The 14,214-nt window shown below is 70.5% G+C and carries 10 protein-coding genes; 7 read left to right on the forward strand and 3 right to left on the reverse strand.

Annotated features, from left to right (window positions below):
• The first annotated feature begins 213 nt into the window (after nt 1-213).
• On the forward strand, nt 214-618 hold the full coding sequence (locus ACWENQ_RS24225) for a TadE family type IV pilus minor pilin (RefSeq protein ID WP_452416289.1): 405 nt from the start codon (nt 214-216) through the stop codon (nt 616-618).
• A 468-nt stretch (nt 619-1,086) separates the two neighbouring features.
• Nucleotides 1,087-1,533: an Rv3654c family TadE-like protein gene (locus tag ACWENQ_RS24230; RefSeq protein WP_452416290.1), complete on the forward strand. Its 447-nt coding sequence runs from the start codon at nt 1,087-1,089 to the stop codon at nt 1,531-1,533.
• 427 nt (nt 1,534-1,960) lie between these two features.
• Here ACWENQ_RS24230 and ACWENQ_RS24235 read toward each other — a convergent pair whose 3' ends face one another.
• Both ACWENQ_RS24235 and ACWENQ_RS24240 read right to left on the reverse strand, forming a co-directional pair.
• Nucleotides 1,961-2,644 carry a GAP family protein gene (locus ACWENQ_RS24235; RefSeq protein ID WP_449915384.1) on the reverse strand — a complete coding sequence of 228 codons (684 nt, stop codon included), beginning with the start codon at nt 2,642-2,644 and terminating at the stop codon, nt 1,961-1,963.
• Between the two features lie 718 nt (nt 2,645-3,362).
• Entirely contained in the window at nt 3,363-4,145 is a 783-nt protein-coding gene (locus ACWENQ_RS24240) for a hypothetical protein (protein ID WP_452416291.1), read from the reverse strand.
• A 654-nt stretch (nt 4,146-4,799) separates the two neighbouring features.
• Here ACWENQ_RS24240 and ACWENQ_RS24245 point away from each other — a divergent pair.
• From ACWENQ_RS24245 to ACWENQ_RS24255, 3 genes are all read left to right on the forward strand, one after another.
• A complete protein-coding gene (locus ACWENQ_RS24245) occupies nt 4,800-6,290 on the forward strand; it encodes a sensor histidine kinase (protein ID WP_452416293.1) in 1,491 nt (496 codons plus the stop codon).
• Between the two features lie 53 nt (nt 6,291-6,343).
• A complete protein-coding gene (locus tag ACWENQ_RS24250) occupies nt 6,344-6,988 on the forward strand; it encodes a LuxR C-terminal-related transcriptional regulator (RefSeq protein ID WP_449916177.1) in 645 nt (214 codons plus the stop codon).
• 872 nt (nt 6,989-7,860) lie between these two features.
• On the forward strand, nt 7,861-9,474 hold the full coding sequence (locus ACWENQ_RS24255; protein ID WP_452416294.1) for a hypothetical protein: 1,614 nt from the start codon (nt 7,861-7,863) through the stop codon (nt 9,472-9,474).
• Between the two features lie 240 nt (nt 9,475-9,714).
• Here the strand turns inward: ACWENQ_RS24255 and ACWENQ_RS24260 are convergent, their stop codons facing one another.
• Nucleotides 9,715-12,381, reverse strand: a complete 2,667-nt coding sequence (locus tag ACWENQ_RS24260; RefSeq protein WP_452416295.1) for a DEAD/DEAH box helicase — start codon at nt 12,379-12,381, stop codon at nt 9,715-9,717.
• 398 nt (nt 12,382-12,779) lie between these two features.
• Here ACWENQ_RS24260 and ACWENQ_RS24265 point away from each other — a divergent pair, with 398 nt between their 5' ends.
• Nucleotides 12,780-13,130, forward strand: coding sequence for an STAS domain-containing protein (locus ACWENQ_RS24265; RefSeq protein WP_183652283.1), 351 nt, complete (start codon nt 12,780-12,782; stop codon nt 13,128-13,130).
• Between the two features lie 2 nt (nt 13,131-13,132).
• Complete coding sequence (locus ACWENQ_RS24270) at nt 13,133-13,561, forward strand: ATP-binding protein (protein WP_449915373.1); 429 nt, start codon at nt 13,133-13,135, stop codon at nt 13,559-13,561.
• The last annotated feature ends 653 nt before the right edge of the window (nt 13,562-14,214 follow it).

A 14,214-nucleotide genomic window follows, 5' to 3' on the forward strand; every position in this document is an offset into this window, starting at 1 on the left:
TCGGCCATCTGACAGACCAGCTTCGGGGGCGAACGACTGCGATGTCGCCCCCGGGGTTTCAGCTTCCAGCACCTCCACTGAGATGCCAGCTCCTGCATGGGCGCGGCTCTACCGCGGCCACCTCTGCCTGACACATCAACCAGCCCCGTCCGCCTTGGGGCCTCGGTTCCATCCCCGCCCCGAGCCCGCACACACCAGGAGTGGAGCCCGCCGATGCACTCGTTGCCGACCGCCCACCAGCGCACCAGGCGCAACCGACCAACGGAGCGTTCCCGAGGCTCCGTGACGGCGGAGACCGCTGCCGTACTGCCTGCCCTCATGGTCGTCCTGGCCGCGGCTCTATGGGCCATCACCGTGGTGAACACCCACCTGCGCTGCGTCGACGCCGCGCGTGCAGGCGCCCGAGCCGCCGCCCGCGGCGAACCCCTCGCCCAGGTGCGCGAACGAACCAAGGCCCTCGCTCCCCCGGGCGCCCAGGTCGACATCGCCAGAGGACCCGAGACCACCCGCGTCGACATCACCGCCTGCGCCCACCCTCCATGGGCCTCGGCTCTGCCGGCCGTAGAGGTAACGGCCTCAGCCATCTCAGACATGGAGCCCGGCGCCGCCCAGCCCTGACCACCCCTCATGACCGACTCCGGCGCCACGCAGCCTGGATGCCCCTCGCGACGAACCTTCACCCATGCAGTCCTGACCACGCCTGCGGAATCCGGCGCTACGCACCCCTGATCACGTCTCATAGCGGACTCCGCGCGATGCGACCCTGATCACGTCTCATGGCGGACTCCGCGCGACGCGACCCTGCACACGTCTCATGGCGGAACTCCGGCGCACCCAGCCCTGTCGGCGCCGACCTTGACCGACCATGCCCGATGACCGAACCCCGGGCATCACCTGGCCATGACGGTGCCCCGTGACAGAAGGCGGCGCCACGCGCCCCTGGCCACCCCTCAAGACGAGAACCAGCTCCCACCCAGTTCTGACGACGCCCCATGACGGAACAAAGGCGGCACTCGGCCTCGACGACGCGCCACGGCTGCCTCCAGCCGCGAGCCACACCGCACCCCCACCACTTCAGGAGCCACCATGACTGGACCACGACGCGCGGCGTCGCCTCCTGCTCTCGAACAGCCGACACTCAGCCGCACACGGCGATCCAGCGCCTCACGAGAGAGAGGATCAGCCACGCTGTGGTGTGTGGCCCTGTCGGCTCTGCTGTTCACGGTCGCGATGACCTTTGTCCTGGTGGGGACGGTGCGAGTCGCCCATCACCGCGCCCAGAGCGCCGCGGACCTGAGCGCTCTCGCGGCCGCCAGATGGGCGTTCGCCTCACCCGAGAAGGCTTGTGAACGCGCGTCTCGGCTGGCGGCGCAGAACGGCGCCGGGCTCGTCCGCTGCGCGCTCACCGAGACCACGGCCGATGTGACGGTCTCGGTCGAACTCTCCCTCCCGGGAGTCGGCGAACGCACCGTTCACGCTCGTGCCCGCGCCGGCCCGGCATCCACCACGCTCGATCCATCACATCCCCGGTAGCCCCCACGCTCCAACCCGTAAGCCTTCAGCCACAGCGACGCTCGATCTCGTAAGTTCCTCAGCCGCAGTGACACTTGATCTCGTAAGTTCCTCAGCCAAAGCCAGGCTCGATCCCGTAATCGCCTGCCCATGGCCACCATGCCGGCCGCCGTAGCGCCAGGATCCTGACCCTCCACGGTCCGTGAAGCAGGCTCGCACTCGCCCAGTGGCTCCAGAACCGGGCTGGCTGCCGAGAGGCCCGGCCTGTCCGCCCGCACGGCCTCGGGACATGCGGGCACAGCGCCACAGCGCCTTTCTGGATACGCCATCGGGCGCTCCCGGACACGGGGGCAATCGCCTGCGCGTGTCGCCGGGGGATTGCGGCCGGACAGTGCTGCGGATACGTGGGGAGCACGCCCTCCATCCGGCCAAGAGGCGTGTCCGGAGATCAGCGGAAGAACAAGAACACCGCCGCATCACGAGCCAGGAGGAAACCGACGATGGCGAGGCTCCAGCTGACCGCCGAGGCCGCGTGCTTGGCCATCCAGGCGCGCAGCCGTTCCAGCTTGGGCTCCAGCCACCCCTTCGCGACGCTGCGGACCGCGATGAGCACCAGCGGCGGCATGATCATGATGAGGACGTACACCGCGAGCAGCGGCACCCACTGCGCCACCGGCAGTTTCGACGTCGTCATGATCCCGATGGCCGCGAGATACGGCACCATGGTCGCCACCTCGAGCAGCCCTGCGGTCAGCCCGAGCATCACCATCACGCGCGGCCCGCCGATGCGCGGCTCGAAGCGGTGCTCTGGCTTGCCGAGCTTCCGCCGCCGCTTGGGGTCGAACCGGTAGCTCAGCGCGAACAGTCCCACTCCGAGGGCGAGCTGGATCATGTAGGCGGTACGGCTGCGCAGCACATCCCCGAAGGACTCCAGCAGCGTCGACAGGCCCAACATGAGGCCGACGCCAACGAGGAAGTAGAAGATCGCCACAGTGGCGAGATAGATCATCAGCCGGGAAACCTGCGACCGCTGCGAGGACAGCAGCAGAAACACGGGGATGCCGAGGGTGCCGAAGCTCGTGCTGTCGACGATCGCCAGGGCGGCGAGGGTCAGCAAGAGGGCGACTGTCATGGCTCGATCATTTCGGCTTGGACGTGGGACTGCCTCCTTCCGCGGGCCCAACGCGGCGTACAACTTTGTGCCCATCCAAGGCAGCACAAGAGAAGCGGTTCGAAGCCGGGTGGGCCGGCGGGTCCACGTACGCGCCGGGCGCAAGGTGGGGTGGGCCGGTGGGGCCGCGTCGCAAGACACGAGGTCGGGTAGGCCGGGGGTTTCGCGTCACGTCAGTGCAGTCCCTCCCCGCCACGTTCGGGTCGTCGCGTAGTCCCGTGGTGGCGGCCCGAAAGGCACGGGAACGCCACGAGAAGTGGACGCGAGCGCCGCAAGACGTGCGCTCGGGCAAGGAGGGCTGCACCGAAATGCAACGGGACGAACGCGAGTCGCCGGAAGGGGTGCAACGGGAGCGCCGGGAGACGTGCGCTGGAGAGGCGAGGAGGGCCGTGTCCGAGTGCAAGGTGGCGAACGCGAGTCGCCGGGAAGGGTGCACAGGAGCGACGGGAGGGGCCAACGGGAGCGCCAGGAGACGTCCGCGGGAGGGTGAGGAGGGTTGCTCAGCCATGCTGTGGAGGGGTGCTCGTGTCCTGTGGAGGGGCGACATGAGCGCGCCCCCGGACGACCAGCAAGCCTCCACACCCGCACTCCTGCCCGAGGCCGGCTGGTCCCCTGGCGCTCACTGGTATTCAGAGGTGTTCTCGCTGGAGTGCGTGAAGCCGGTCTCCCATGAGGTGCCTCACCAGCCACCCTTGAAGAAGTCCAGGAGTGCCGGAGCCGGGTCCGCTGAGGTGGTCGTGTTCGCCACAGCGACGACGATCATGGGCAGCGACAACAACGCCGAGAGAACACCGAACGACCCCAACACGCGCCTCGTTCGCCTGTCGGACGACCCTGTTCTCGTAATCCACGACACCACGCTCATGCCGATGAGGACGATCGCCACGATCGCAGCAATCACGACCATCGCCACGTGATACAGACCGAAGTCGCTGATCATCACCTCGAGGGTGGGCGGGGTTTGGCCACCCGCGCTCAGGGAGTCGGCCAGTCGCTGCTTGACCTGGTCAAGCGTGTCGGCGAGCTCTCCGTCGGCTTTGCCGACCACCAGCATCGGCAACAGCGAGGCGAAGGGCGCTACTGCACCCTGGACGTTGGCCATGACCATCACCAGCGAGAACAGCGCGAGCATCGCGACGACAGAGCCGGCCGACGCGAGGGCGGACCTCCTCCCCGCCCCGAGACCGCCGGCCCTCAGGAACGCCTTCCAGAGACGAACACCCAGTACGACCAGCACGATCAGCAAGATCGCAGCGATCGCGGCCTTGGCCACGTGGTAACGGAACCAGTAATCGACAACGCTCTGCAGGCCCGGGGAGAAACCCCGGTCGCCGGAACCCCAATAGCCGACGAACGCCTCACGGAGGGCTTCGATGAGGCTGCGCTGATCGGCGAAGCCGCCGCCCGCCCCGCTCGCCGCCAGCGTGCGCGGGGCGATGACGAAGGCGGCGGCGAGGGCCATGGCGAGGGCGACGAGCGTGGCGAGTGCGCGACCGGAGAGACCTGTGGATCGCGACGGGGCTGTGGGACTGCGCAAGGGGATTCCTTCGGTTCGATCGAGTGTGTGGACGGCGCGCCGACCTGGAGGATCGCCGGTTGAGGGGGGTGGTGCGGCAGGGTCCCGTGGCCGGGATGTTCGAAGCGCGGTGCTGCCGCAGCGCCGCTGGACCGGCTCAGTCACGTGACCCGCTCCAGGCTCGAGGACCTGATCGCCGGAAGGGCGAGGGGGTCGGCGGCGAGGGCGCGGTGGTCCGGCCGTACCAGGAGGGCCGACGCCATGAGGCGGTTACGGCGTCGGCGGTGAGCAGGTCGTGTTCGAGGTCGTTCGTGCGCGCTGGTGGGTTGCTGTTGTCACTCCGATCACCATTCCGCACCGGCGGTCGCCTGGTCATGGGGGTTCGCCGGACACTTGAAGGTGTGGCCTGCCCCCATCTCTCGAAAAGGGAGGGTTGGAGGGTTGTCTCCACCGGCGACCGTGCGCTGAGTTCCGGCGACCCCAGAGCGCTCCACACCGCCTGGCCGCGGCGGTGCGGGAACAGGCCTCCTCGGTGCGCTCGCGATCAGGGCCGAGCTCTCCTCCGAAATGATCAGAGAGGCTCCGGATTAGGCTTGGCCCATGACCGGGTCGTTCCCCTCCGCGATCTGGCGTCGGTGGCGGTCGGGCGTCAGGTTGGTCTTCCGTGTGGTGCGTCGCACGATCGTGGAGTCGCTGTACCTGCTCACCGCGCCGGTGACCGCCGTGACCGGCCTGCTGCTGGTGCTCGTCGGTCTGTGTGTCGGCGCGGTCGGTTCGCTGTTGCCGGGCGGGTCGCCGGTCGTGGCCGGCGGGTTGGCGCCGGTGCGGTGGTTCGCCGACGTGGAACGGTGGCGGATCGCCAAGGTGCGTTCCCTGGCCGCCGGGGTGGAGGGTGCGCGCCGGCCGCGACCCGGCGCGCCGGCCGGGCTGCGGCTGGGCGTGGAGGGTGCGGGCCGTGGGCGGGGTCCGGATGCGGCGGGGTTGTGGTCCGGGAAGGTGGAGGGTGCGGGCCGTGGGCAGGGTCCGGACGCGGCGGGGCTGTGGTCCGGGAAAGTGGGGGGTGCGGGCCGTGGGCGGCGTCCGGACGCGGCGGGGCTGTGGCTCGGCGTGGCGCACGCGGTGGTGGTGCTCCCTGTCGCCCTGGTCACCTCGGTGGTGACGGTGCTGTGGTGGTTCGTCGGCCTCGGTGCCGGCACGTCCGCCCTGCGCAGTCCCTATTCCTCCGTTGAGCTGATGCGGCCCATGACCCTGACCGTGGGCAGCGCCCAGTCCCACATCGCCTTGAGCCTGGGGCTGACGTCGCCGACCGAGCGGCTCGCCTTCGGGACCGCGGTCGGCCTGCTGCTGCTGTTCACCCTGCCGCTGGTCACCCGGGCGTGCGTCGCCGCCCACGCCGGACTGGGGCAGACGCTGCTGACTGACGCGTCCGCGTTGCACCGCAGGATCAGCGGACTGGAGCAGGAGCGGGATACCGCCCGCGCGCAGACCGTCGCCGCGGTGACGGCCGAGGCGACCGCGCTGCGTCGGCTCGAACGCGACATCCACGACGGGCCCCAGCAGCGGCTGGTCCGCCTGGCGATGGAACTGGGCCGCGCTCAGCACCACTTCGACAGCAGGCCGGAGGCCGTCCGCGCGGCGCTCGCCGACGCGATCGTCCAGACCGAGGAGGCGCTGGACGAGCTACGGGCCCTGTCACGTGGCATCGCCCCGCCGATCCTCGCCGATCGCGGCCTGCACGCGGCGCTCACCGCCCTGGCCGCGCGTTCGACCGTCCCCGTCGAGCTCGATGCCGATCCCCTGAACCGCCGGCTGGAGGCCGCCGTCGAGACCGCCGCGTACTTCGTGATCGCCGAGGCCCTGACCAACGTGGCCAAGCACAGCCACGCCGACCGGGGTGCGATCGGGTTGCGCCATGGTGAGGGAACCTTGCGGGTCTGGGTGACGGACAACGGCGTGGGCGGCGCCGCGCTGGCCAAGGGACACGGGCTGCGCGGGCTGGAGGACCGGCTGCACGCGGTAGGCGGCCGGCTGCGGGTAACGAGTCCCTACGGCGGGCCGACGACGATCACCGGGGAGCTGCCGTGCTGCTGAACCCGCACGAAGCGGCGCCCGAACCATCATCGGACCGCCCGGCCCGCCGTCCGCTGCGGATCGTCCTGGCCGACGACGCGGTACTGCTGCGCGAGGGCCTGGTCCGGTTGCTCGCCGAGGACGGTCACCAGGTGGTGGCCGCGGTCGGTGACGGCCCGGCCATGGTCGAGGCGGTGCTCAGACACCGCCCGGACGTGTCGATCGTCGATGTGCGGATGCCGCCGACATACACGGACGAGGGCTTGCGGGCGGCGATCACGGCCCGCTCGCAGGTGCCCGGCGCGCCCATGCTGGTGCTCAGCCAGTATGTGGAGGCGTCCTACGCCGGCGAACTGCTCGCGGACGGCTCCGGTGCGGTCGGGTACCTGCTGAAGAACCGGGTCGCCAGGGTCGGGGAGTTCCTGGATGCGCTGGATCGGGTCGCCGGGGGTGCGACGGTGCTCGACCCGCAGGTCGTCGCGCAGTTGCTGGCCGGGCAGCGCCGGGACAACGCCCTGGGGACGCTGACCGCACGTGAACGGCAGCTCCTTGCGCTGATGGCTGAGGGGCATTCCAACACGGCCATCGCCGAGCGGCTGGTGGTCTCCGCCAGCACGGTGGAGAAGCACATCGGCAATGTCTTCACCAAGCTCGGCCTGCCGCCTGACGACGCCCAGCACCGTCGGGTGCTCGCCGTCCTCGCCTACCTCAGAGCCTGACGGCCCCACCCAGGGTCTGTCTGACCCCGGGCCTGTCTGACCCCGGGCCTGTCTGACCCCGGGCCTGTCTGATCCGGGGCCTGCCTGATCCCGGCCTGACAATCGCATCCCACCTCAATGGGCTCGCGTGGCCGCCGCTCCGGTCGCCGCGCCGCCAGGAACCGTCGCCACGAGGCGCCACGAGGCGTCGCGCGGCATGCTCAAGCCGTTGTCTCTGGGACGGCGCGCGCATCCGTGGGCGGTGGCCGACCGGGTGCCGTGAGAGGGGGAAGCGGCGGGTGAGCCGCTTGCCGTACGGCGTGGTTGGCGGCGATGAGGCGGTCAGTGGACGCGCCAAAACAGATCATTAATGGGGACTTGTCGGGGCAATGCGCTTTTCGCCGATGGGGCCGATCCTGTCGTCATCGACTTTTCTCCGTATGGGCGGCCGACCGCGTACGGCGAGGCGATCGGCGGCGGCCGGCGGGTAGTCGTGGCGCGACCGCGAAGATCGATATGCCGGCAAGGCGACGTCGGGCGGGTTGTGCCGGAAATCGGCGCAGGAGGTGCCCGAGCAGGGGATTTGGAGGTTAAGGCCGGCTCGGGGGAAGCGAAGGGGCGGAAGGGGCCAGAGAGGCAATGTCGCAATCGAATCACGACTTCTTGGACGGCGTGTCCAAGAGAGCGAATTCTCACATAAGGTCGCGCTTACTTCGGTCCATGCCGTCTGGTGTTGAGGTCTGTAATCCTCCGGACCTTTGTCGCTAGGCTGCACGACACCGTCGAGGCTGACGGGTGCGGATTCGAGGAACTGGCACTTCCGGTCGCCGTTTGGTCGCTCGTCGGGGGCGAGGGGTCGGGCGGTGCGAGGCTCTCGATGAAGGGGAAGCGTCGTGACGGCAGTTCGCAGGCTGATGGCCGCAGGCGTGGTGATGCCGGTCGTGATCGGTGCCGCGGTGTTCGGTGTGGCGACGCCGGCGCAGGCCCGTGCGGATATCGACATGCCGTCGCGGGTGACGACCAGCGCGCCGGTCACCATCCAGGGCACCGTCGACCTGGCCTTCGACGCCGTCCTCTACGTCGACGGCACCGAGGTCGCCAAGGGCAACCAGCGGGTGACCTACACCTGGAACCCCGCCGAGCACGCCAACGGGAGCTACCAGATCAGGCTGGTCCAGAAGGGTAAGCTGCTCGGCTCCAAGTGGGACGAGAACACCGCCACGCTGCGGCAGGCGATCCCCGCCGATCCTCCGTCGGGGGTGGCCGCCACGATGTCGGGTGACGACAAGATCGTGGTGACGTGGAGCAAGGGATCCGAGGCCGACCTCCAGTCCTACGAGATCTTCACCAGCCAGTCGGGTTCGGTGGGCAAGGTGTCGGCCGACAGCGCGTGCTCGGGCGGCGCGTGCAAGGCGACGCTGGCCGTACCGGGCAAGGCGGCCGGGCAGCAGGTCGGCTTCATGGTCAAGGCCTACAGGAGCGACGGCGAGGGCGGGATGCTCGGCTCTGGCAACTCGAACACGGCCTACGTCACGGTTCCCGCGCCCCCACCGCCGGCCCAGCCGAAGGCGGCGCAGACCAAGCAGGCCCAGCCGCAGACCAGCGGCAACCAGCAGGCCAAGAACACGCGCAAGACCGAACAGTCGCTCCCGTCCATCCCGTCGAAGAAGCGCGTGACGCCGACAACCAAACCACGGCAGAACGTGCCGAAGACGGTGAGCAGGATGCCCGCGCTGCCCGCCACCGAGACCGACACCAAGGGCGAGTACAAGCTGCCCGCCGCCAAGCCCGAGACCAAGAAGAAGTCCGATGAAGAGCCGCTGGTGCCGGCCGACGACGAGGCCGCGACCGCGAAGGACACCGCGGCGCAGGCCGTCGACACCACCGTCAAGGCGCAGTCGTCGGAGTCGCCGATCGGCAACATCGGACAGTACGGCATCTACGTGGCCGGTGGGCTGCTCCTCCTGCTGCTCGCGGCACACGGCGGCGCGTGGGCGCGCAGGCGGGCGCTCGCTTCCGCGGGCGGCGGGCCCGTCGCGGCGCCGGCCCCCGCACCGGCCGACGGTCCCCAGCCCGGCGACAGCATCCCGCCGACCGCCGCCGCGCCGCGCCGTCCCGCCGTCGTGCTCGCGGTGGCCAAGACCCGCAAGCCGCAGCCGCACGTCCCCGAGCAGCCGGCGCCGGACAGCGCGGGGCCGCGGCTGCCGATGTACATGAGCGCGGAGGAGGCCACGGCCGCCGATCCTCCGGTACGGCCGGAGCCGATCCGGCTCGCCCTGCCCAGCTCGGCGGTGACGACGGTGACGCCCGGATCCGACATCCCCCCGGTACGGCCCGCCGCGGCCCGGATCGAGGACCGCTGGGACGACTACCTGCCCCCGGCGCCGCGTTCCATGGAGGACAGCGGGTTCTGGGAGCGTCCGCAGCCGGGCGCGGGCGACTTCTGGGCGGCGGACGACGACGAGGCCGCCTACATCGGACGCCGCCACCTGGGCGGCGACAGCTGATCCACCGGGGTACGGCCCGCGTCTCGGGTTGCGGCGCAGGCCGTGTCGCGCTGGGCGGGTCAGCACCGGGCAGGTCAGCGTCGCGCGGGACGGGTAAGTGTCGCGCCTGGCGGGTCTGAGTCGAGCCGGACGGTTCCCGAGGTTAGCGGGCGGTGTCGAGCGGTTCCTGGCGTCTCCCGTGGCGAACGGGCCTGTCAAGGGAGTGTTCTCTTGGCGAGCGGGCCCGTCAGAAGTATCCGGTCAGGCGTGGGTGTCGGTGGTGAGGAGGGTGTCGAGGAGGCGGATGGCGCCGGCCTTGTCGAGAGGCTCGTTGCCGTTGCCGCACTTGGGTGACTGGATGCACGACGGGCACCCCCGCTCGCACTCACACGACGCGATCGCCTCGCGCGTCGCGGTGAGCCAGTCGACGGCGCGGGAGTAGCCGCGTTCGGCGAACCCGGCGCCGCCCTCGTGCCCGTCGTACACGAACACCGTCAGCATGCCCGTGTCGGCGTGGAGCTCGGTGGAGACGCCGCCGATGTCCCAGCGGTCGCAGGTGGCGAAGAGGGGGAGCAGTCCGATCGAGGCGTGTTCGGCCGCGTGGGCCGCGCCGCCGAGGTCGATGCCCGCCTCGGCCAGTGGGGCGACCTGGGAGGCGGGAAGCGTCCACCAGACGGCGCGGGTGCGCAGCGTGCGCGGCGGCAGGTCGAGCGGTTCGTCGCCGAGCATCTCGCCGGTCTGGAGCCGCCGTTTGAGGTAGGAGACGACCTGCCGGGTGACCTCGACCTCGCCGAAGTTCAGGCATGCCGTACCGAGGTCATGGGAGCGGAGGGTGGACAGGACGGAGATGTCCGTGACGTCGCGGGCGAACGTGCTGTACTCGGGCTCGGCGGACGACACCAGGGCGACGCCCGCCTCCAGGTCGAGTTGTTCGACGAGGAAGGTCTCGCCCTGGTGCAGGTAGACGGCGCCGGTGTGGACGGTGGTGTGCGCGGAGGGCTCGTCGACGGTGCCGAGCAGGCGACCCGTGGACGACTCGACGACCTGGACGGGCGCGCCGCCCGAGCCGCGGATGTCGGCCAGGTCGGTGGCGCGTTCGCGGCGGGTCCAGAAATATCCGGCGGGGCGCCGGCGGAGCAGGCCCTGCTCGACGAGGTCCGCCGCCAGCCGTTCGGCGGTCGGGCCGAAGAGCGGCAGGTCCTCGTCGGTGAGCGGGATCTCGGCGGCGGCGGCGCACAGGTGCGGGCCGAGCACGTAGGGGTTGTCGGGGTCGAGCACGATCGCCTCCACCGGGCGGCCGAACAGCGCCTCGGGGTGGTGGACGAGGTAGGTGTCGAGCGGGTCGTCGCGGGCGATGAGGACGGCGAGCGCGTCCTGGCCGGCGCGTCCTGCCCGGCCCGCCTGCTGCCAGAGGGAGGCCCTGGTGCCCGGCCAGCCCGCGATGAGGACGGCGTCGAGGCCGGAGACGTCGACGCCGAGCTCGAGGGCGTTGGTGGTGGCCAGGCCGAGGAGTTCGCCGCTGCGCAGGGCCTTCTCGATGATCCTGCGGTCCTCGGACAGGTAGCCGGCCCGGTAGGCGGCGACCCGGTCAGGGAGGTCGGCGAGCGCCCGCTGCGGGGCCGCCGGATCCGCTTCATCCGGGGCTGCGGGGTCTCGAAGGTCGCCGTCACCCGGATGCGGGGCTGTGGGGTGCTGTGGGTCGAGATCGTCCGGACGCGGGGGTGCGGGGTGCCGGCGGCTGGGGGCGTGTGCGGGCTCGGGCGTCAGGCGCTGCGGGTGGGAGTCGCCTGAGGGCGTTGGGTGTTGCGGGTGGAGGTCGCCTGAGGGTGCCGGGTGTTGCGGGCGGAGGTCGCCTGCGGGCGTCGGTTGGGGGACGGCATGCGTCGTCGAGCGCGGGCCGGCGGCGCGGGGTGGGGCGCCGGCGGGATCGGCGCCGGTCGCGGCGGCGGACGGCGTGGGGCCGGTCAAAGGGGTGGGGTCGGTCGGGGAGGCGGGGCCGGTCAGAGAGGTGGGGTCGATCGGAGAGGTGGGGTCGATCGGAGGGACGGGGCTGGTCGAAGGGGCGGGGCCGATCGGAAAGGTGAGGTCGGTCGGTGCGGCGGGGCTGATCGGAGAGGTGGGGTCGATCAGGGAGGGGGAGTCGATCGGCGAGGCGGAGGTGGGGAAGGTGTGCGGGAAGTGGCGGGGGGTGCTGAAGGCGACGTCGGACAGGCGGGCCCGAGCCGTCAACGCCACCGTCTCCGCGCCGCGCCGTGACCTGACGAAGGCGAGCGTGCGTACCTCGGCCAGTACCAGGTCGGCGAGCAGGTCGGCCGTCTCGGCGCCGGCCGTACGCCGTACCGGCGCGCCTCCCTCGCCCCGCAGTTCGGTCAGGGGCGGCTCCCACAGCGCGAAGGTGGTCGCACCCTTGGGCGAGGCGTCGGAGGTCACCTCGTCCATCTCAAGCCCCGTCAGCCGCGTCCCGAACGCCGCGGGCTCGCTGGCCGTCGCGGAGGCCAGCATGAAGACCGGCGTCGCGCCGTACCTGGAACACACCCTGCGCAGCCGGCGCAGGATCTGCGCCACGTGGGAGCCGAAGACCCCGCGGTAGCCGTGGCATTCGTCCACCACGACCATCCGCAGCCGCCGGAAGAACGATGACCAGCGCGCGTGCTGGGGGAGCAGGGCGCGGTGCAGCATGTCGGGATTAGTCAGGACATAGTTGGCGTATTGCCGCACCCATGCGCGCTCCTCGAACGGCGTGTCGCCGTCGAAGGTCGCCGCCCGCAGCTGGGCGATCCGCAGCTCCCTGAGGCTGCGCAGCTGGTCGGCGGCGAGAGCCTTGGTCGGGGTGAGGTAGAGGATCGTGCCGCCTTCGAGGGCGGCCGTGACCGCCGGAGCGAGGTAGGCGAGCGACTTGCCCGACGCCGTGCCTGTGGAGATGATCACGTTTCGGCCACGCCTCGCCAGGTCGGCCGCCTCGTGTTGGTGCGTCCAGAGCCCGGAGATCCCCTGGTTCGCCAAGCGCGTAATCAGAAGGTCATGGACCCACTCCGGCCAGCGAACATTACCGGCTTGACGTGCGGGAACGTGCTCCACATGGGTGACTCGCTCATGGCGTGCGGGAACGCCGAGCAGGTGGTGGAGGAGTGGACCGACTCGGTGTGGGGAGGAAGCGGAGGAACTCACTGGTTTCCAGTCTGACATCCATGGGCAAAGTGGCCGGGAATCGTGATTTCGTATAGACACAAGCAGCGACCGTGGTTGAATGCCGCGCGTCGGGGTCGGGCAGTTCCACACTGCCAGGCCCGCAAGGGTACTTTCGCAGGCGAGGCGCTGGAGGATCTGTGGATCTGAAGTTGGATCACCACCAGGACGACCGACTCACCATCGTTGAGGTCGAGGGTGAGATCGATGTCTACACCGCGCCCAGGCTGCGTGAGCTCCTGATCGACCTGGTGAACAAGGGGAGCTACCACCTTCTCGTGAACATGGAGAAGGTCGACTTCCTCGACTCGACCGGTCTGGGCGTCCTGGTCGGCGGGCTCAAGCGGGTGCGGGCGCACGACGGCTCCCTCGAGCTGGTGTGCACGCAGGAGCGCATCCTGAAGATCTTCAGGATCACCGGCCTGACGAAGGTCTTCGGCATCTACGCTTCGGTCGACGAGGCCAAGGAAGCTCACGGCCGAGACAAGTAGTCATGGCAACCGTCGAGCTGACGTTCAGCGCTCTTCCCGCGCACGTGCGGACCGCGCGGCTGGTCGCCACGGCGATCGCGCGTCGGACCGGCGTGGAGGAGTCGCTCCTTGACGAGGTCAGGCTCGCCGTCGGTGAGGCTTGTTCCCGGGCCGTGGAGGCGCATCGCGCCCACTGCCCGGGGGAGCCGATCCGCATCGAGCTCAAGGACGACTCCGGGCGCTTCGAGGTCACGGTCAGCGACCAGGCTCCGAGCGACGAGATCAAGCAGGAGCAGCCTGTCGATCTCGGGTCGCTGTCCGATTCCTTCATGTCGGGCTTCGGCATCGCGGTGATCGCGGGCCTGGCCGACGACGTGGAGGTGTTCCCGAGCCCCAAGGGCATGCGCATCCGGATGAGCTGGCCCGCACCCACCAACGCGCGCATGGTCTGACCCCGCGCCGGCCCCCGGAGAGCGGAACGGCAGCAGGCGTTCCTCGAAGCGTCGCGTCTCTCTCGCGTGAGGGCGGGATCCCCGGGGCGTCGCCCTGAGTCAGGACCCGCCCCGCCGGGCGCCTTCTTCCCGTGGTTGAAGGCGCCTGCCGGGACGCCAGGCGCGGCGGAGGGGCTGCGGTCAAGGGTCTCTCCTCCCGTGTGCCCGGAGGCTCGTCTCCAGGACTCCCCATGGCCGGGCAGGGGCCGCAGGAACGCCCCCAGGTGCCGATGACGGCGAGCCGTTTCCATAGGTGCCAGGGCGCGCGTGGGACGCGCCGCCCACAGGCGGCGGTCAGGGCGCACGGCAGGCGGGCGCAGACGACCCTCCCGTACGGCAAGCCGCCCCAGCCCCACCCGGGCCGCGGGGCGGGCGTCCCTCCAGGGAGACGCCGCTCCAGCGCGCGGGGCCGGGCGCCGTGACGCGGTCAGGCCCGGCAGGTCACGCCGATTTCCGCCCCGCACCGGTACGGCCAGTTACCACAGCAGGTAACCCCTATTCCGGTCCAGCCATAAATAGCTCCTGTGACGCCCGTAACCCACCGGAAAATCTTCACTGTCAATACCAAACCGCCTCACTGTCAGGGACTCAGTGGAGGCACCGAAATTTGACGA

Source organism: Nonomuraea sp. NPDC004354 (assembly GCF_053602555.1).